Source organism: Mycobacterium montefiorense (assembly GCF_003112775.1).
Taxonomy (GTDB): domain Bacteria; phylum Actinomycetota; class Actinomycetes; order Mycobacteriales; family Mycobacteriaceae; genus Mycobacterium; species Mycobacterium montefiorense.
Map to the genome: position 1 here is coordinate 213617 of NZ_BFCH01000017.1, position 18957 is coordinate 232573.

The 18957-nt window shown below is 65.2% G+C and carries 12 protein-coding genes and 2 pseudogenes; 7 read left to right on the forward strand and 7 right to left on the reverse strand.

Going from position 1 to position 18957, the window contains the following annotated elements; translation table 11 throughout:
- The first annotated feature begins 69 nt into the window (after positions 1-69).
- Positions 70-1737 carry an NRAMP family divalent metal transporter gene (locus DB708_RS10950; RefSeq protein WP_108921953.1) on the forward strand — a complete coding sequence of 556 codons (1668 nt, stop codon included), beginning with the start codon at positions 70-72 and terminating at the stop codon, positions 1735-1737.
- 3 nt (positions 1738-1740) lie between these two features.
- Here DB708_RS10950 and DB708_RS10955 read toward each other — a convergent pair.
- Positions 1741-2685: pseudogene (locus DB708_RS10955) on the reverse strand (NADP-dependent oxidoreductase).
- Positions 2686-2812: 127 nt separating this feature from the next.
- Here DB708_RS10955 and DB708_RS10960 point away from each other — a divergent pair.
- Positions 2813-3409, forward strand: coding sequence for a hypothetical protein (locus DB708_RS10960; protein WP_108922251.1), 597 nt, complete (start codon positions 2813-2815; stop codon positions 3407-3409).
- Between the two features lie 9 nt (positions 3410-3418).
- Here the strand turns inward: DB708_RS10960 and car are convergent, their stop codons facing one another.
- Complete coding sequence (gene car, locus DB708_RS10965) at positions 3419-7000, reverse strand: carboxylic acid reductase (protein ID WP_108921954.1); 3582 nt, start codon at positions 6998-7000, stop codon at positions 3419-3421.
- Positions 7001-7161: 161 nt separating this feature from the next.
- Positions 7162-7917, reverse strand: a complete 756-nt coding sequence (locus tag DB708_RS10970; RefSeq protein ID WP_108922252.1) for a L,D-transpeptidase — start codon at positions 7915-7917, stop codon at positions 7162-7164.
- Between the two features lie 378 nt (positions 7918-8295).
- Here DB708_RS10970 and DB708_RS10975 point away from each other — a divergent pair, with 378 nt between their 5' ends.
- Positions 8296-9228: a LysR family transcriptional regulator gene (locus DB708_RS10975; RefSeq protein WP_108922253.1), complete on the forward strand. Its 933-nt coding sequence runs from the start codon at positions 8296-8298 to the stop codon at positions 9226-9228.
- On the opposite strand, the pseudogene oxc reads toward DB708_RS10975, so the two are convergent.
- The 4 genes and pseudogenes from oxc to DB708_RS10995 form a co-directional block, all read right to left on the reverse strand.
- Positions 9212-10417, reverse strand: a pseudogene (gene oxc, locus DB708_RS10980) (oxalyl-CoA decarboxylase); the annotation flags it as partial. The gene DB708_RS10975 and the pseudogene oxc overlap by 17 nt on opposite strands.
- A 17-nt stretch (positions 10418-10434) precedes the next feature.
- Positions 10435-10908 (reverse strand): DUF2231 domain-containing protein, encoded by a 474-nt coding sequence (locus DB708_RS10985; protein WP_108921955.1) that lies wholly within the window; start codon positions 10906-10908, stop codon positions 10435-10437.
- A gap of 42 nt (positions 10909-10950) precedes the next feature.
- Positions 10951-13119, reverse strand: coding sequence for an elongation factor G-like protein EF-G2 (locus DB708_RS10990; RefSeq protein ID WP_108921956.1), 2169 nt, complete (start codon positions 13117-13119; stop codon positions 10951-10953).
- 132 nt (positions 13120-13251) lie between these two features.
- Positions 13252-13677, reverse strand: a complete 426-nt coding sequence (locus tag DB708_RS10995) for a TIGR03668 family PPOX class F420-dependent oxidoreductase (RefSeq protein WP_108921957.1) — start codon at positions 13675-13677, stop codon at positions 13252-13254.
- A 139-nt stretch (positions 13678-13816) separates the two neighbouring features.
- Here DB708_RS10995 and DB708_RS11000 point away from each other — a divergent pair, with 139 nt between their 5' ends.
- The 4 genes from DB708_RS11000 (at position 13817) to DB708_RS11015 (ending at position 18903) form a co-directional block, all read left to right on the forward strand.
- Complete coding sequence (locus DB708_RS11000; RefSeq protein WP_108921958.1) at positions 13817-14884, forward strand: S1C family serine protease; 1068 nt, start codon at positions 13817-13819, stop codon at positions 14882-14884.
- Between the two features lie 108 nt (positions 14885-14992).
- A complete protein-coding gene (gene treS / locus DB708_RS11005) occupies positions 14993-16777 on the forward strand; it encodes a maltose alpha-D-glucosyltransferase (protein WP_108922254.1) in 1785 nt (594 codons plus the stop codon).
- Positions 16774-18123 (forward strand): maltokinase N-terminal cap-like domain-containing protein, encoded by a 1350-nt coding sequence (locus DB708_RS11010; protein WP_108921959.1) that lies wholly within the window; start codon positions 16774-16776, stop codon positions 18121-18123. Before treS ends, DB708_RS11010 begins: the two co-directional genes overlap by 4 nt.
- A gap of 72 nt (positions 18124-18195) precedes the next feature.
- The gene (locus DB708_RS11015) at positions 18196-18903 is read left to right on the forward strand and encodes a YoaK family protein (RefSeq protein ID WP_409347585.1); all 708 of its coding nucleotides are present in this window, start codon (positions 18196-18198) and stop codon (positions 18901-18903) included.
- The last annotated feature ends 54 nt before the right edge of the window (positions 18904-18957 follow it).

Genomic DNA, 18957 nt, shown 5'->3' on the forward strand with positions numbered 1-18957 from the left:
TGCTCACCCGCCGCTGGGGCGCGTTCAACACCCGATCTGTGTAGCCCGACTACTGATAGCGAGAACGCCATGACTTTGACCTCCCCCCCGTCCCGCACTACCGGCGCTGTAAGCCCGGACACTTCCGGGCAAGCCACCCTGGATTCCGCGCACACCGGTGACATCGTCGGTGCGTTCGGTCGCATCAAGCGCGATGAGACCGGCTCGTTCAGCGGCCGCTGGCGGCGGTTGCGCACCCTGCTGGTGATCACTGGTCCCGGATTGATCGTCATGGTGGGCGACAACGACGCCGGCGGTGTCGCGACCTACGCGCAAGCCGGTCAGGACTACGGGATGAACCTGTTGTGGTCCCTGGCATTGCTGATTCCGGTGCTGTACGTGAACCAGGAGATGGTGCTGCGGTTAGGCGCGGTCGCCCGAGTAGGTCACGCGCGCCTGATCTTCGAGCGGTTCGGCAAGTTCTGGGGCGCTTTCAGCGTCGGTGATCTGCTGGTTCTGAATGCCCTAACGATCGTCACCGAATTCATCGGTGTCGCGCTGTCATTGGGATTCCTGGGCTGTCCGAAGATAGTGGCGATCCCCGCCGCTGCCGTACTGCTGTTCGCTGTGGTGGCTGGCGGCTCGTTTCGGCGCTGGGAAGGGCTGATGTTCCTGCTGATAGCCGTGAACGTTGTGATGATCCCAATGGTGCTGATGGTGCACCCGAATCCGAAAACCACTGGTGGCGGCCTAATCCCGCACATTCCGGGTGGATTGAACTCCACGGTCCTGCTGTTGATCATCGCGATTGTGGGGACCACGGTGGCACCCTGGCAGTTGTTCTTCCAGCAGTCCAACGTGGTGGACAAGCGCATCACCGCACGCTGGATTCCGTACGCGCGAGCCGATTTGATCATCGGCATCGTCGTGGTCATTGCCGGGGGGACGGCGCTGATGGCTGTCACCGCCTTCGGCCTGCCCGGATCCGGGGTTGCCGGCAGCTTCACCGACGCCGGCGCGGTCGCGAGCAGCCTGCACCACCCGGTGGGGGCGCTGTTCGCGATCATCCTGCTGGACGGTTCGTTGATCGGGGCCAACGCGGTTGGGCTGGCCACTACCTATGCGATCGGTGACGCGATGGGCAAGCGGCACTCCCTGCACTGGAAAATCAGCGAGGCGCCGTGGTTCTACGGCGGCTACGCGCTCCTGCTTGGTGTGTCGGCCGCGGTGGCGTTCAGCCCCGATCACATCCTCGGGCTGATCACGCAGGGCGTGCAGGCGCTTGCCGGCATCCTGTTGCCCTCGGCAACGGTGTTCCTGGTTTTGCTCTGCAACGACCGGGCGATCCTGGGGCCGTGGGTAAACACGCTGCGGCAGAACATCGTTGCGTGGGCCATCGTGTGGTCGCTGGTGCTGTTGTCGCTGGCGTTGACGGCGGCGACGTTCTTCCCGGACATGTCCACGGCCACCCTCGAGGGAGGGCTCGGTGCCGGCGTCGCAGCGGGCGTCATCGGCGGTGCTCTGGCGATCATCGGCGCTCGCCGATCCAGCGATCCGCACGAGTCGAAACTCGCGCGCGCCGAGCGCCGAGCTCGGCGCCAACAGGATCGGCTGAACTGGCACACCCCCAACCTTGCTTCCCTTGCCCGCCCGGTTATTTCGCCGTCTCGCCGGGCAGGACTGTTGATCCTGCGCGGTTACCTGGTGCTGGCGGTGGTATTTGCGATCGTCAAGCTCGTTGAGGTCGGCGTCGGCTGACGATTACAGCGAACCGTTGGGTAGCAGAACGATCTTTCCGTGGGTGTGCCGGTGTTCGAGTTCCTCGAAGGCGTCGGCCACCCGATCCAACGGATAGCCGGCGGCGATGTCGAAATCGACCGCGCCGCCGGCTATCAGGTCGGCGATCTCGGTGAGCACTTCCGGTGTGGACGCGTCGGTGCTGCCTTCAGTCTTGGCGCCGACTTCGCCCGCCTTCTAGAAAGAGATGATCGTGTCGATGCGCTGCGGTGCCACTCCCAGATCCACGGCTAGCTGAACGTAGTCTGGGCCGAACAGGTCGATGAACGCGTCGATTCCGTTCGGCGCAGCCTCACGCAGGCGCTCGGCCAGACCGTCGCCGTAGCTGATCGGGATCACGCCGTGTGCTCGCAGCCAGTCGGCGTTGCCCTCTCCGGCGATGCCGAGCACTCGGGCCTTGAGCAGGATCAGCAGCTGGACGACAAGACTGCCGACGCCGCCGGCGGCCGCCGACACGGCGACGGTCTCGCCCGCCCGCGGCGCGACCGCACGGACCGCCGCGTATGCCGTCGCGCCGACGACGTAAAGCGAACCCGCTGCTTCCCAACTTAATTGGGAAGGCTTGCGGATCAGCTGATCGACCGGGACGGCAGCGTGGGTGGCATGGCTGGATCGCCGGAAGCTGAAGCCCAAAACCTCGTCTCCGACCGCGAATTCGGTGACCCCGGGCCCGGTCTCCGTCACCACCCCGGCCAGATCGCTGCCTTCACCGGAGGGAAACGTAGCCGGGAACATGTCGTGCATCGCTCCCGATCGAATGGCGGCCTCGCCGGGGTTGATTCCCGCAGCGCGGACCTCGACTACTACCTCACCCTCGCCGGGTGTCGGCATGTCGATCTCTGTCACGTACAGCACGTCACGGTCCCCATAACGGTCGAATCGCACAGCGCGCGCCATCCCAGCCGTCATCTCAATCTCCTTTTCGCGCGAGTTGCCCCGGCCCTTCGCCAGGATAGGCGCGGACCGGCGCCTATCGGTTGGAGCGTGCGCGTATGTTCATATGCGCTGACCCTTGTTCCCGCTGGAAGGAATGCCCATGGCACGTGCCCGGATGACCGCCACCGGCTGGGCGGTCGCCACCATTGTGGCCGGCGTCGCGATCACCGGCTGTAGTAACAGCGGAAAGACTTCGGCGCCCGCATCCAAGAGTGCCGCGACTTCGGTGGTGAGTACCCCGGCAGGGCCGCCGCCGGATTACAGCGCGTTGCTGATCCAGCCCGGTGATCTCGGCGGCGACTTCACCGCACCGGAACCGCCGGTGCTGAATTTCAACAACACGACCGGTGTCTCGCAAATGTTCGTCAATGCCGACAAAAGCCGGCGCATCGGGGACACCATCTTGGTCGTCGACGATCCCTCGATGGCGGCGGCTGGTCTGGAGAACACCAAGACGAACTACGCGAAGAAGGTCAGCGGCACCTGGCAGCCCGTCGACGTCGGCACCAACGGTGCGATGATTTCGGGCACGTCGCAGGACAATTCGCAGGCCATCGCCGTCTTGCTGTTCACCGAGGGTAGGGCGCTGGTCAACCTGGAATTCGACAGCGCGCCAGGCGATCCGATCGATCCGGGTATCGCCACCGATATCGCCCGCAAGCAAGCCGCCGCGGTCAAGAACGGTTTGCACGATTAGCTTTTCGGGCTAGATCAACCCGAGCAGCCGCAGATCCGAGATGTACTTCTCGATCAGCGCCTCAGACAGGTGCGGAATGTCTTCGTCCGCACCAATTTTGGCTTCCTGCACCGCTGCCCGGAACACATCCGTCGGAGCCGGCGCGCCGCGCAGCGGCGCCTCTGGCTTGCGGTAGGCCTCGAGCAGGGGCAGTACCGACTGCTGACGCTGCTTTTCGGGCAGGGCTCGAATGGTGGTTTCGAACCGTTGCAGCCATTCGCCATAGTCGTCGATGCGCTGGATAGCGTGCCCGGCGGCGATCAACCAATCAACGAACACATCCAGCGAAATGCCGTCGTCATGTGGGTTCATCACATCGAAGGATCGGTAACTAACGGAATCCTCAGCAGCCGTTGCCGTCTGCTCGCCCAGTGTGGTGACCGCGGCCGCCACGAAGTCGGCGGGCAGACCGTCGAAGTGCGCGACGGCCCGGTGCCCCTTGGCATCGGCTTCGTAGAAAGATGACGGTGCTATGCCGGTCACCAGCAGACTGAAAATCAAGCGGGTGAACATGTCTGGGACATTCAACTGTCCGGCGTATCGGCTGTGCGCGAGGATCAGGTCGGACCGGAAGACTGCGACCGGCAACCCGCACAGGTCGTGTGCCTCGCGGAGCAGCACCTCGCCGCCCCACTTGCTGTTCCCGTATCCGTTCGCGTAGCTATCGTCGATGGGCCGCACCGGGCTAACGGTGCGGATGTCGCCGTCCTCGAGGAACTTCGCGGGGTCGACCGACATGGCCACCGAGACGGTCGATAGATAGGTGACCGGCTTGATTCGCGTGGTGATCGCCAGGCGAATCAGCTCGGCGGTGCCCACGACGTTGGGACCGAACAGCTGGTCGTACGGCAGGACATGGTTGACGAACGCGGCCGGGTGGACGATCATATCCACGCTCTGCGCCAGACGGTCCCAAGTCGCCTGGTCCAAACCAAGATTGGGCTCCGCGATATCGCCGAGGATGACTTCGAGGTGGTCGGCAGCCAGGCTGCGGAATCGCTGCAGCAATTGCGGATCTCCGCTGTCGAAAACGGCTTCCAGCCGCTTACTGGCGGCCGCGGTGTCGGTGCCGCGGATGATGGTGACGAGTTTTCCGCCGGTTTCGGCCAGCCTCTCGAGCCATTCCAGGGTTAGGAAGCGGCCGAGGTAGCCGTTAGCACCGGTCAGCAGCACCGTTTGTGGTGTGCCGGTCGCACGCGGGAGGGCCGGGGCCGCGGCCAGGGTCTTGGCGTCGATGAACTTGTCCAACGTGAGATCGGATGCGTGGACTTCGGTCACGCCGCGGCCGTGAACGGTCGAGAACGTAGGCCGCTTGGAGCCGGACTCACGTTCGGACTCAACATATTCCGCGAGTTGCCGCAGATCTGAAGCTGGGCTGATGATCTGACCCACCGGGACTTCCACGTCGAAGATGTCCTGCAGCAGGTTGGAGAAGGTCAGGGCGGACAGCGAATCACCGCCGAGATCGAGGAATTGGGTGTCGGGGTCCGGCGGCCCACCGGGCAAGCCCAGCAACGCCTCGGCGGCGCGGGTCAGCGTGTCGATGACGGGCCGGTTCGCGGCGCCCTCGCGCAGCGCCCGTAATTCCGCCGTCCGGGTGGCGGCGAGTTCGGCATACAGTTCCTCGAGCCGTACGCCGTAGTGCTCCTTGAGCTTTGGCCGTAATAGCTTGCCGACACCCGACAGCAGGCCGTTGTCCTCATTGAACGGCTCGGACTCGATCAGAAAGTCCGCAGGCACTTCGTAGGACTGCAGCTCGGCGAGTTTGGCAGTGCGCCGCAGGGATTCGCTGAGTGCGGCCTTGAGGCTGTCGGGATCGCCCGCGAACCGTTCCTCGGCTCCGGCCGTCGGTACCACGACGGCCAACAGGTAGGGTCGCTCACTGTTGCCGTAAACGAAGATCTGCCGGACCAGTGCGGCGCTGCTGAAAACAGCCTCCAGGCGGGCGACCGCCACAAATTCGCCCTGCGCCAGCTTCAACACGTTGTTGCGCCGGTCCACGTAAACGAGACGATCCGGCCCGATCTCGGCCATGACGTCGCCGGTGCGGTAGTAGCCGTCGGGGTCGAACGCATTCGCCGTCACATCGGGTCGCTTGAAGTACCCGCCGAAGGCGGTCTGCGATTTCACCAGTAGCTCGCCGCGCGGATAGGGCTTATCGGTGTGGAAGTAACCCAGTTCTGGGACGTCGATGAGTTTGTAGTCGGTCACCGGAGGCCGGGACACCAGACCGTCTTTGAATACCATGCCCACCTCGGTCAGGCCGTAGCCGTCGAGCACGTGGACGTCCAGGCAGGACTCGATGAAGATCTTCATCTCGGCGGCCAACGGCGCCGTAGTGGAGAAGCTGGTGATCACCCGCCCACCCAAAACCTGTTCGCGCAGTGCGGCTTTCGCCTGCGTGTCGGCTTCCGCGGGTTCGGCACCCTGGCCGACGAGCCGCTCCACCGCGCTTTGGTAACGCTGGTACAGCATCTCGACCACCCGCGGCACCATGCCCATTTCGGTGGGGCGCACCAGATTCCAGTCGTCGAACAATGTGGACAGATCACTTTCGGGCACAAAGTAACTAGTGCCGCCCGCCTGGAACGACGAGGCCAGCGGTATCCGGCCGCCCACGTGATTGAGCGGCATGAAGTTGACATTCAATACCGGTATGTCCGCGAATTCGGGATAGAGCTCGGTGGTCCACAGGCTCAAAATCATGCGCTCGGTGTACATGGCGCCTTTGGGCAGCCCGGTGCTCCCCGACGTGTACATGATCATCGCCAGCCGCTCATCGGATTCGCCGGTGTACCACGGCTCCGGCGGCAATGCGAGGCCGCGTTCGACCAATTCGTCGAAGGTCTCGATGGTTACCGCCATGCCGGCATCGGCCAGCTTCGCCTGCGCGCGTTCCAGGTTCTCTCGCAGGTCGTCAATCTCCGGTTCGTAGTCGAAGACCACCAGGCGCCGCAGCGAGGTGCTACCCAGCGCCGCCTCGACGGCGAGGTCGAGGTACCCCGCCCCGGTAGCCAGCACTTGCGGTTCGATTTCGGCGACGATCGGCTGCAGCCGCGAGGCTGATGCGTTGTGTTGCAGCGGTACCGCCACCAGGCCGAGGTAACCCGTTACCAGGTCGACCGTCAGATACTCCGGGCTCGCGAAACCGAGTGTGGCGACGACATCGCCCGGCTTGACCGGGTTTATCGAATCGTGGCGCCAGGCTGTCGCGACGGCAGCGACGTTCGCCCACAGGTCGCGGTAGCTGATGGTGTCGAATCGGTGCAGCAGCCGGCTGGTGGTTCGCCCGGTCACCGGGTCGGCCGCCAATTCACGTGCTCGCCAGCCCAACGCGGGGCGATCCGCGTAGCCGTCGGCGAACATTTTCAGGATCTGCGGAAGCCGAAGGCCGGGCTGGCGTGCCGCGGCCTGCAGCGCGGGATCCGGCTTGGCGTTCTGGTACTGGTCGTCGGCCGCCTCCAGCCGGAGGATGCGTTCTGCCACTCGTTGCCTCGGGGTGGCTTGCGAACCCGCACTGGTGCCGATCTCGCGCCTCGCGTCAACACTCATGTCCAGCCTCTCGTTCGGACGGCTTCTTAACGCAACCGCCGGCCCGCCACGAGTCTTCCAACCGATCACTGTGACCATGGCCACAGCGATCCCGGGGCGCGCTAGCCAGCGCGGCATTGTGCCGCGTCACAGATCTGCTGGTGTCGGCCTAACCGGGACTGTTACGCCACGACCTGGATGGGATCGCCGACGTTGACGTTATTGAAGTACCACGCCGCGTTGTCCGGGCTCAGGTTGACGCACCCGTGGCTGACGTTGGCATGGCCCTGCGAGTCGACCGACCACGGTGCCGAATGCACGTACACACCGCTCCAGGTGACCCGGACCGCGTACTGCGCGGTGATCTTGTATCCCTCGGGTGAACTCAGCGGGATACCGATCGTCCGCGAGTCCATCACGACGCTGCGTTGCTTCTCCAGTGCGGTGAAGTTTCCGATCGGCGTGGGGCGGCTGGGCTTACCCATCGAAGCCGGCATCGTGCGCAGTATCTCCCCGTCCCTGCTGACGGTGAAGGTGTGGCCGGAGATGCTGGCGACACCCAGGAATGCGTCGCCGGTGTCGAAGCCCGTGGTCATCTCTTGCACGCCCACCGAAACGTGGTTGTGAGTGGGCCAATACTGGTTCGGAACCCATTGCACCACATTGTTCTCGGGCCACTCGAAATGTCCGGTGGTGTTGCTCGGCGAGGTGACGTGGATGGACCGCTCGACGGAGGCACGGTCGGCCACCGGCGCGCTGAATCTCACCACGACCGGGTGCGCAACTCCCACCACCGCGCCGTCGGCCGGCAAAATCGCGACAATTGCGGGGGCACGCTCGGGTACCGGGACCGTGGCGAGCGCGCGGGAACCGGATCCGACCACGCCCAAACCCGTGATGGCGACCAATACAAATAGATAACGAACCCCACGATGCATGGCGTCCACCCTCCGAGATGGTGCAATCAACACACGATATTCTACTGGCTGTCTGCTTATTACGGCTTTTAGCAAACAATGACACTCCCGCCCCGTCCCTACGATAACGATGCGATCACCGGTTGAGTTCGATCCCGGCACGGGCGGTTCTCGCACAGGGAGTGGGGATGACGGCTCTGCCGGGCAGTTGCGCTTCACGGATCGCCGCGAAATGTCGCCCAAAGCCGTTGAGCTGGATCATAAATCGCTCTTTGGGTATCGTCTGCGACACCGCGCTCGAACGGCGGGTACCTGAATGCGGCAGCAATACACTGGCTGGCGGGCTGGCAACGCGTTAACCTCAGCGGAATCGGTGCCGCCAGACCGAGGGAGGTGCGGGTGCTCTTCCGCCAACTGGAGTACTTCGTTGCGGTCGCCCAGGAGGGCCACTTCGCCCGGGCGGCCGAGAAGTGCTACGTGTCGCAACCCGCGCTGTCCGCCGCGATCGCCAAGCTGGAACGTGAGCTGAACGTCACGCTGATCAACCGCGGCCACAGCTTCGAGGGCCTCACCCCCGAAGGGGATCGACTAGTCGTGTGGGCCAAGCGGATTCTGGCCGAGCACGACGCGTTCAAGGCCGAGGTACACGCCGTGCGGTCGGGGATCACCGGAACGCTTCGGCTGGGCACCGTGCCCACCGCGTCGACGACAGCCTCCCTGGTGCTTTCGTCCTTCTGTTCGGCTCATCCGTTGGCCAAAGTGCAGATTCATTCCCGACTGGCCGCCACGGAACTGTACCGGCGGCTACGCGAATTCGATCTCGACGCCGCGATCGTGCACGTGTCTCAGGACGACGCCCACGATGTCGACCTGGTGCCGCTCTACGCGGAGCGCTTCGTCCTGCTGTCGGCGGCCGACATGTTGCCGTCGGGCGCATCGACGCTGCGATGGCCGGATGCCGCCCAGTTGCCGCTGGCGTTGCTCACCGCCGACATGCGGGACCGCCAAATCATCGACGAAGCCTTCGGCGGCCACGGCATCACGGTCACCCCGCAGGTCGAAACGGACTCTGTGGCTTCACTACTCGCGCAGGTCTCATCCGGAAACTGGGCCTGCATCATTCCGCACACCTGGCTGTGGACGACTCCGCTGGGCGCAGAGATCCGTGCGGTCGAAATGGTCGATCCGGTGGTGAAAGCCGGGATCGCGCTGGCTAGCAACGCCACCGGGCCCGGATCACCGGTCGCCCGTGCGCTCGTCGCTTGTGCGCAAGAGCTTTCACTCGACGAATTCTTCAACGCCGAGCTACTCGGCGTCACGCACCGGCGCTGACCGCGGACTCCCGATTGGCGGCGCTGGTCGGGTTGAGACTGGCCAGGTGCCCGCTCTCCACCCCAGCCGCCGGGTCGAGTTCGCAGTCGATGAGTGACGGCCCGCGCGACGCGAGCGCATGGGTCAGGGCCGCCTGCAGCTCCACCGCAGTGGTGACGTGGTATCCGTTGCCGCCGAAAGCTTCTGCGATCATTTCGTGACGTGCACCGGCGTTCAGCACGGTAGGGGCCGGGGCGTGACCGGTGGGCTTCTCGTCACCGTGGTAGACGCCGCCGTTGTTGAGGATGACGACCGTCACCGGCAGCTGGTAGCGGCAGATGGTTTCGATCTCCATGCCACTGAACCCGAATGCGCTGTCGCCCTCGATCGCGACGACGGGCCTGCCGGTCTCGACGGCCGCCGCGATCGCGTAGCCCATGCCGATACCCATCACGCCCCAGGTCCCGGAGTCGAGTCGATGCCGCGGCAGCTCCATGTCGATCACGTTGCGGGCCAGGTCCAGCGTATTGGCCCCCTCGTTGACCACGTAGACATCCGGATTCGCCTGCAGCACCGAGCGAATGGCACCCAGAGCGTTGTAAAAGCGCATCGGATGTGGATTTTCGGCGAGGCGCTCGCGCATCTTGGCGTCGTTGCGGGCTCGTCGATCGGCCAGCTCGTCCGTCCATTCCGTCGCCACATTGACCGGGTGCGTGGTCAGGCCGTCACGCAGCGCAAACATCACCGATCCGATGTCGCCGGCCAGCGGCGCCTCGATTCGCTGGTTGCTGTCGAACTCCGACGCCGCAATGTCAACTTGTACGAACTTGGCGTCCTCGGACCACTGCGGTGATTCTCCGTGCCCGAGCAACCAATTCAGCCGCGCACCGATCAGCAAGACCGCGTCGGCGCGGGCGATGGCCAGTGAGCGCGCGGCCGCCGCGGACTGCCGGTGCGAATCGGGCAGCAACCCCTTGGCCATCGACATGGGCAGGAACGGAATTCCGGTGGTCTCGACGAAATCCCGAATCACGGCGTCGGCTTGGGCGTACGCGGCGCCCTTACCCAAAACGATCAACGGCCGGCGTGCCTGTGCGAGTACGCGCAGTGCGCGATCGACCGCTTCGGGTGCCGGCAGCTGGCGGGGTGCGGGGTCGATGACCCGCCAGACGCTCTCGGATCCGGCCGTGGCATCCATGGTCTGGCTCAAGGGCTATCGAGACAGTCTCACGTTGTGGACGACGTCACGCTTCCCCAGGCGGCGCGGGCGCCCGAATCGCCGACTCGGTAGGTCTGCACCAGCGTCGCCACGGCCGCGATAACCACCAGCACCCCGACTACGGCGTGCAGGGTGAGTTTCATATCCACCCCGCGCGCCTCGCGAACGTGCAGGACGGCCAGCACCGTGACCGTCGCCGCCAGCGCCGCCACGATGTAGATCAGGGTTGAGCCGAGTTGCTCATGATTGGTGAGCACCGGCGACGGCGCACCGACGCGAGCCGACAGCCAGACGCCCGAGCTGGTCGTCAACGGGGTCAACACGAGTGTGCCCACCGCCAGCAGCAGAACCAGCCAGATCAGCCGGCGCCGCGCCGCGGGCCATATCACACACAGGATCGCCAGAATCGCGGTCAATGGACCTAGGACGACGACGAAATGGTTGAGCAAGATATGGGCAGGCAGCCCATTGAAGGTCGACATATTCGAATCCGGGATCCCAATCTGGCTGTTTATCAGGTGCTTTCAAACAGTAGCCTTCAGCCGGGTCGCGGCGGACTCCGGCATGGCTTCGTAGCGGGCGAACGAGCGGGTGAACGACGCGGCTCCATGCGCCAGTGAACGCAAGTCGATCGCATACCGGGTCAGCTCGACCTGGGGCACCTCGGCTCGCACCACCGTTCGGTCCTGGCCCGCGGTCTCGGTGCCGAGCACCCGGCCGCGACGACCCGACAAGTCGCCCATCACGGCGCCCACGAAATCGTCGGGCACCAGCACCGAGATTTCGTCGATCGGCTCGAGCAAGGTCACCTTGGTCGCGGCGGCGGCCTCCCGCAACGCCAGCGACCCCGCCATCTGGAACGCGAAGTCCGACGAATCCACGCTGTGGGCCTTGCCGTCGCGCAGGATGACCCTGATGTCGACCACCGGGTAGCCGGCGTGCACACCCTTGTCCATCTGCGCGCGGACACCCTTCTCCACACTCGGGATGAATTGTCGCGGTACCGCTCCGCCGACCACTTTGTCGACGAACTCGAATCCGGAGCCTTCCGGCAACGGCTCCACCTCGATGTCACACACCGCGTACTGGCCGTGCCCGCCGGACTGCTTGACGTGGCGGCCGTGGCCTTTCGCCTTGCCGCCGAAGGTTTCCCGGAGCGGGACGCGCAGCTCCACCGCATCCACGGTGACCCCGTACCGATTGGCCAACGCCTCGAGGACAACGCCGGCGTGGGCCTCACCCATGCACCACAGCACGATCTGGTGTGTTTCCTGGTTCTGCTCGATCCGCAGTGTCGGGTCCTCGGCGGCCAACCGGCCCAGCCCGACCGACAGCTTGTCCTCGTCGGTTTTGGCATGCGCTGCAATGGCAATCGGCAGCAGCGGCTCCGGCATCGCCCATGGCTTCAGCACCAGGGGCTCGGCCTTATCGGAGAGTGTGTCGCCGGTCTCGGCGCGGCTCAGCTTGCCGATCGCGCAGATGTCGCCGGCCACCACCGCGGGTGCGGGCCGTTGCTGCTTGCCGAGCGGGAAGGACAGCACGCCGATGCGTTCGTCTTCGTCGTGGTCGGGATGACTGTTGCTATTACCTTGACTCCCTTCGGAACTGCCGAAGAAAGACGAAAAATGGCCCGACACATGCACCGTCGTGTCGGGCCTGATGGTCCCGGAGAACACCCGGACCAGGCTCACCCTGCCGACGTAGGGGTCTGATGTCGTCTTCACCACCTCTGCCAACAACGGAGCTTCGGCGTCACAGGCGAGTTTGGCGTGCTTGGCGCCGTGCGGCGTAAACACTTCCGGTAGCGGATGTTCCATCGGAGACGGGAAACCGCGGGTGGCGATCTCGAGCAGTTCCAGGGTGCCGACACCGGTACCGCTGCACACGGGGATCACCGGGAAGAACGACCCCCGGGCGACGGCGCGCTCCAGGTCGTCGATGAGCACGGCCTCGTCGATCGACTCGCCGTCGAGATAGCGGTCCATCAGGGACTCGTCCTCGGATTCCTCGATAATTCCTTCGATCAGCGTGCCGCGCGCGTCCTCGATCCGGTCGGCATCCGACGGGTCCGGCGGCTCGATGGTGCGCGTGCCACCGGAGTACTGGTAGCGCTTCTGCGACAGCAAGCCGATCAGGCCTTCGCAGGATGGTGATCCGGTCGGCAGGTAGAGCGGTAAAACTCTGTCGCCGAACGCTTTTTGCGCGGCCTGCAACGCTTCCATATAGTTCGCGCGGGCGTGGTCGAGTTTGGTGATCACCACGGCACGGGGCATGCCGACCTGGCTGCATTCTCCCCACAGCGACTTGGTCGGCTCGTCGACGCCCTCGTTGGCGGCGATCACGAACAGTGCGCAGTCCGCGGCGCGCAATCCGGCTCGCAGCTCGCCGACGAAGTCGGCGTATCCGGGTGTATCGACCAGGTTTATTTTGATCCCGCCGTGCGACAGGGAGGCCACCGCAACGCCGACCGACCGCTGCTGGCGGATTTCAGCGTCGTCGTAATCGCAGATGGTGCTGCCCTCGGTGACCGAGCCCGGTCGGGTCAGCACGCCGCCCGCGACCAGCAGAGCCTCGACCAAGGTCGTCTTGCCGCCTCCCGAGGGGCCCACCAGGGCGATGTTGCGAACATCGCCAGGACAGGTCGCGGTGGGAGCGGCTCCCGTGCCCGCCGAAGCGTTCGCCTTGTCCGCCATGACCTTCCTCCACTTCGCTCGGTCGGCCACGGTGTGTCGTAGCTCACAGAACGTATTAGGCAACCTTTCTCCCAACTACCGCCCAACACAAGGCCACGGACCAGCGACAATTGCGCGCCGCGGCGCGCCTGGTCAGGCGTGCCAGCTCGACCAGCGGTGCACCGCTATCGCGATGACCGGGCCGTTGAGCGAAACTGATTGATACTGAGGGTATTTGGCGCGTAACAGCCGGTAGCCGGTGTGCATCGCCTGGCCGTTGGAGTGGATGGATGCGTCACCGTCGACGCGGACCCACCAGAGCTGCGCCCAATCGTCGGCGTAGTGGTCGACGAGCAGGCTGACCCGTGCGTTGCCGGCGATGTTCGCCAGCCGGCGCAGCTGCTGCGTGCTTTTCGGTTTCGCGTCGATGGCGGTGTAGACCACTTCGTGGCCATCGGCGGAGTCCTCGTCGAACGCGAACACCACCGGCACCAGGTGCGGCTTTCCGTCGGGCGAGCTGGTCGCCAGTCGCGCCACCGCGGACCGTGTGAACCTGACTTTGGGGTCGAATTCACCCACCCCGCCAGCTTAGGTGCGCAATCGCTCACCAGCGCTTTGTGACGCCCGAACTAGCTACCTGCATTACGGTGAGGTACACAAAATTGTGCTGCCCAGACGTAGAGGCTGGGCAGCTTGTGGTTCGGCAGGGAGGTACGGGATGGGCAAATGGCAGCACCGCTCAGTCAGGCGGTCATGGATGGTCAGCGTGCTGGCCGTGGTCGGACTGGGCCTGGGTCTGACCACGATCCCGGCGGCTGCGTCGCCGTCAACCCTGGCGCTGGAGCAGTTCCGCGACGCGCCCATGTTCCCGCTGGACCCCGCGGCGATCGCCGCCCAGGTCGGGCCGCAGGTCGTCAACATCACCACCAAGTTCGGCTACAACAGCGCGGTGGGAGCCGGGACCGGCATCGTCATTGATCCGGGCGGCGTGGTGCTGACCAACAACCACGTGATCTCGGCCGCGACCGACATCAGCGCGTTCGACGTCGGCAACGGCCAGACCTACGCCGTCGACGTGATCGGCTACTCCCGCACCGCGGATATCGCGGTGCTGCAGCTTCGGGGTGCCGGTGGCCTGCCTGCGGCCGCGATCGGTGGTGGCGTCTCGGTCGGGGAGCCGGTCGTCGCGCTCGGCAACACCCACGGCCAGGGTGGAGCGCCCAGCGTGGTGCCCGGCCGCGTCGTCGCACTCAACCAGACTGTGTCGGCCACCGACACCCTCACGGGTGCCAACGAGACGCTGGGCGGCTTGATCCAGGCCGACACCGCGATCAAGCCCGGCGACTCGGGTGGGCCGCTGGTCAACAACGCCGGCCAGGTGGTCGGCGTGGACACCGCCGCCACCGACAGCTACAAGATGTCCGGCGGCCAGGGCTTCGCCATTCCGATCGGTAACGCGATGGGCGTCGCCGGTCAGATCCGCTCCGGAGCCGGTTCGCCGACCGTGCACGTCGGCCCCACCGCCTTCCTCGGTCTCGGTGTCGCCGAGAACGGTGGCAACGGGGCCATGGTCCAACGCCTGGTGCCCGGGGGCCCCGCGGCGGGGACGGGCATCGCGGCCGGTGACGTGATCACCGGCGTCGACAACGTGCCGATCAACGGTCCCACCGCGATGACGGACGTGCTCGTCCCGCATCACCCCGGCGACACCATCGCCCTGCACTGGCGTTCCGGGGCCGGCGATCAGACCGTGAATGTGGTCTTGGGCGAGGGGCCTCCGGCCTGATCCGACATGCATACTGCCTGGCCGGCGACCAATTCGGTTGCCGGGGCGGCAAATTAGCGGTGTGATTCCGATCGGCTCGCCTCGGGTACACGTGGCATCGTGGAATTGATGAACGACGCAAACGACGCCTCGCACAAGGAGTCAGAGCACGATCCCGCGGAGGGCAGTCACGTCGAAGGGGGTGTAGTCGAGCACCCCAATGCGGAGGACTTCGAGAACGCGGCTGCGTTGCCGGCCGATCCGACTTGGTTCAAACACGCGGTCTTCTACGAGGTGCTGGTCCGGGCTTTCCTGGACGGCAACGCGGACGGGTCCGGTGACCTGCGCGGGCTGCTGGAGCGCCTGGACTATCTGCAGTGGCTGGGAATTGACTGCATTTGGCTTCCGCCTTTCTACGACTCGCCGCTGCGGGACGGCGGCTACGACATCCGGGACTTCTATAAGGTGCTGCCCGAGTTCGGCACGGTCGAGGATTTCGTCGCGTTGCTCGACGCCGCCCACGAGCGGGGAATTCGCGTCATCACTGATTTGGTGATGAACCACACCTCCGAGTCGCATCCCTGGTTCCAGGAGTCGCGCCACGACCCCGATGGGCCCTATGGCGACTTCTACGTGTGGAGCGACACCAGCGAGAAGTACACCGACGCCCGGATCATCTTCATCGACACCGAGGAGTCGAACTGGACCTTCGACCCGGTTCGCAAGCAGTTCTACTGGCACCGGTTCTTCTCGCATCAGCCGGACCTGAACTACGACAACCCGGCCGTGCAGGAGGCCATGATCGATGTCCTGCGGTTCTGGCTGGACCTGGGTATCGACGGGTTCCGGCTGGACGCGGTGCCGTACCTGTTCGAGCGCGAGGGCACCAACTGCGAGAACCTGCCCGAGACGCACGCCTTCCTGCGGCGGGTCCGTAAGGTCGTCGACGACGAGTTTCCGGGCCGGGTGCTGCTGGCCGAGGCCAATCAGTGGCCGGCCGATGTCGTGGAGTACTTCGGCGACGCCAGCACCGGCGGCGACGAGTGCCACATGGCGTTTCACTTCCCGCTGATGCCGCGCATCTTTATGGCGGTGCGACGCGAATCGCGATTCCCGATCTCGGAGATTCTCGCGCAGACGCCCGAGATCCCGGACATGGCGCAATGGGGGATCTTCCTGCGCAACCACGACGAGCTGACGCTGGAGATGGTCAGCGACGAAGAGCGCGACTACATGTACTCCGAGTACGCCAAGGACCCTCGGATGAAGGCCAACGTCGGCATCCGGCGCCGGCTGGCACCGCTGCTGGACAACGACCGCAATCAGATCGAGCTGTTCACCGGGCTACTGCTCTCGCTACCCGGCTCGCCGGTGCTGTACTACGGCGACGAAATCGGGATGGGCGATGTCATCTGGCTAGGAGACCGGGACGGGGTGCGCACCCCGATGCAGTGGACGCCGGACCGCAACGCCGGCTTTTCCAAGGCCAATCCCGGCCGGCTGTATTTGCCACCCAGTCAGGATTCGGTCTACGGGTATCAGGCCGTCAATGTCGAAGCCCAGCGGGACACCTCGACGTCGCTGCTCAACTTCACCCGCATGATGCTGGCGGTGCGCCGCCGCCACGACGCCTTCGCGATCGGATCGTTCGAGGAACTCGGCGGCACAAACCCATCGGTGCTGGCCTTTCTGCGCGAATCACCCGCCGACGGCGACATCGTGCTGTGCGTCAACAACCTGTCGCGCTTCCCCCAGCCGATCGAGCTGAACCTGCAACATTGGAGCGGCCACACGCCGATCGAGCTCACCGGGCAGGTGGAGTTCCCCCGCATCGGACACCTGCCCTATTTGCTGACACTCCCAGGACATGGGTTCTACTGGTTCCAGCTGTGCGCATCGGAGGAGAAGGCATGAACCAGTCAGCCAAGCTGCCGTGGACCGAATGGCTGCCACAGCAACGCTGGTATGCCGGGCGCAATCGCGAACTTACCGGCGCCGAGCCCGCGCTGGTCGTTCCGCTGCGCGACAACCTCGAATTGGTCCTCGTCGACGCCAGGTACTCGAGGGGGCCGTCGGAGCGCTATCAGGTGCTGGTCGGCTGGGATGCCGAGCCGGTCACCGAATACAACACCGTGGCCACCATTGGCGCGGTCGGCGACCACACCGGCTACGACGCGCTGTATGGAATGGATGGCCCGAGGTTCCTGCTGTCGCTGATCGATGCGTCCGAGGCCCGCGGGTCCGTTGGCACCGAAGTGGTGTTCCGCAAGGAGCCCGACGTCAGGCTGCCGCTCGAGGCGTGGCCGCGGGTCGCCGACGCTGAGCAGTCCAACACCAGCGTGATCTTCGATCGGGACGCCATCTTCAAGGTCTTTCGCCGGGTTACCAGCGGCATCAACCCCGACATCGAGCTGAATCGGGTGCTCGGCCGCGCCGGCAACCCCAACGTGGCCCGGCTGTTCGGCACCTACGAGATCGCCGGAGCCGACGGCGCACAGGACACGGCGTGGCCGTTGGGCATGGTTACCGAGTTCGAGGCCAACGCCGCCGAAGGCTGGGCCATGGCCACGGCCAGCGTGCGAGACCTGTTCGCCGAGGGTGACCTGTACGCCCACGAGGTCGGTGGTGATTTCGCCGGTGAGTCCTACCGGCTCGGTGAGGCCGTCGCGTCGGTGCACGCCACCCTCGCCGAATCCCTCGGCACCGCACAGTCCACCTTCCCGGTCGACAACGTGCTGGCCCGGCTGGCGTCGACCGCGGCGCTGGTTCCCGAGCTGAAGGAGCACGCGGCGACGATCGAAGAGCGCTTCGGCAAGCTGGCCGGCGAGACGATCACCGTCCAGCGAGTACACGGTGACCTGCACCTAGGACAGGTGCTGCGCACTCCGGAAAGCTGGTTGCTGATCGACTTCGAGGGCGAACCCGGCCAGCCGCTCGAGGAGCGACGGGCCCCCGACTCGGCACTGCGCGACGTGGCCGGCGTGTTGCGGTCGTTCGAGTACGCGGCCTACGGGCCGCTGGTGGATCACGAGGGTGACAAGCAGCTGGCCGCGCGCGCCCGGGAGTGGGCCGAACGCAATCGCACCGCCTTCTGCGACGGTTATGCGGCCGCGTCCGAGACCGATCCACGGGATTCGGCGCAATTGCTGGCAGCCTACGAACTGGACAAGGCGGTGTACGAGGCCGGCTACGAGGCGCGGCACCGGCCCAGTTGGCTGCCGATCCCGCTGCGGTCCATCGCCCGGCTGGCCGGCGGCTGATCACCCCCGTCGGGCAGGCCCGACATATGCGTCTCCTATGCGATCCTGCGCGCGTCGACGGCCTCTGCTTGCATGGTTGCCGTGGCGAATAAAATTTTCAACAGCGAAACACGGCTGTCCTGGGTGTTGGGGGCGCTGGCGGGTGTGCTCGGTGCGATCTCCTTTCTCCATTCCGCCGGGTATTTCGTGACCTTCATGACGGGCAACGCCCAACGTGCCCCGCTCGGGTTGTTCCGCGGCGAGGTGTGGCCTTCCGTAGCTGCGATGCTGCTGATCCTGTCCTTCGTTGCCGGTGTGGTGATCGCGTCGCTATGCCGGCGGCATTTCTGGGTGGCGCACCCGCACGGACCCACCGTGCTGACCACCTTCAGTCTGATGGCGGCCACCGCGCTCGACGTTATCGACGAGGGATGGAGCGAAAGTGATGTCGATTTCCCGCCGATCGCGTTGATGGCCTTCGGAATCGGCGCGTTGAACACCTCCTTCGTCAAGGACGGCGAGGTGTCGGTGCCCTTGAGCTATATCACCGGCACGCTGGTCAAGATGGGCCAGGGCTTCGAACGCCACATCGCCGGTGGGCAGGCTGCCGACTGGCTGGGTTACCTGCTGCTGTTCTCCAGCATCGTCCTGGGCGCCACGCTGGGCGGCTTCATCGGCTCGGTCGTCAACGGCACCGCGATGCTGGTGGTCGCCACCGCCGTGTGCGCTCTGACGACCGTCTACACCTACTTCCACCAGGACCGCCAGGACGAGCTGAGCAAAAAGCGCGCGAAGGAATAAAAAGCATCGGCAGCAGGCCCTAACCGGGCACTGCTGCCGATGCTTTTGTTGGTG

Excerpts from the sequence above, each read along its gene's own strand:
- DB708_RS11000 (WP_108921958.1), top strand. The coding sequence starts at position 13,817 with ATGGGCAAATGGCAGCACCGCTCAGTCAGGCGGTCATGGATGGTCAGC.
- DB708_RS10990 (WP_108921956.1), bottom strand. The coding sequence starts at position 13,119 with ATGGCGGACAAGGCGAACGCTTCGGCGGGCACGGGAGCCGCTCCCACC.
- DB708_RS10970 (WP_108922252.1), bottom strand. The coding sequence starts at position 7,917 with ATGCATCGTGGGGTTCGTTATCTATTTGTATTGGTCGCCATCACGGGT.
- treS (WP_108922254.1), top strand. The coding sequence starts at position 14,993 with ATGAACGACGCAAACGACGCCTCGCACAAGGAGTCAGAGCACGATCCC.
- DB708_RS11010 (WP_108921959.1), top strand. The coding sequence starts at position 16,774 with ATGAACCAGTCAGCCAAGCTGCCGTGGACCGAATGGCTGCCACAGCAA.
- DB708_RS10950 (WP_108921953.1), top strand. The coding sequence starts at position 70 with ATGACTTTGACCTCCCCCCCGTCCCGCACTACCGGCGCTGTAAGCCCG.
- DB708_RS11015 (WP_409347585.1), top strand. The coding sequence starts at position 18,196 with ATGGTTGCCGTGGCGAATAAAATTTTCAACAGCGAAACACGGCTGTCC.
- car (WP_108921954.1), bottom strand. The coding sequence starts at position 7,000 with ATGAGTGTTGACGCGAGGCGCGAGATCGGCACCAGTGCGGGTTCGCAA.
- DB708_RS10985 (WP_108921955.1), bottom strand. The coding sequence starts at position 10,908 with ATGTCGACCTTCAATGGGCTGCCTGCCCATATCTTGCTCAACCATTTC.
- DB708_RS10960 (WP_108922251.1), top strand. The coding sequence starts at position 2,813 with ATGGCACGTGCCCGGATGACCGCCACCGGCTGGGCGGTCGCCACCATT.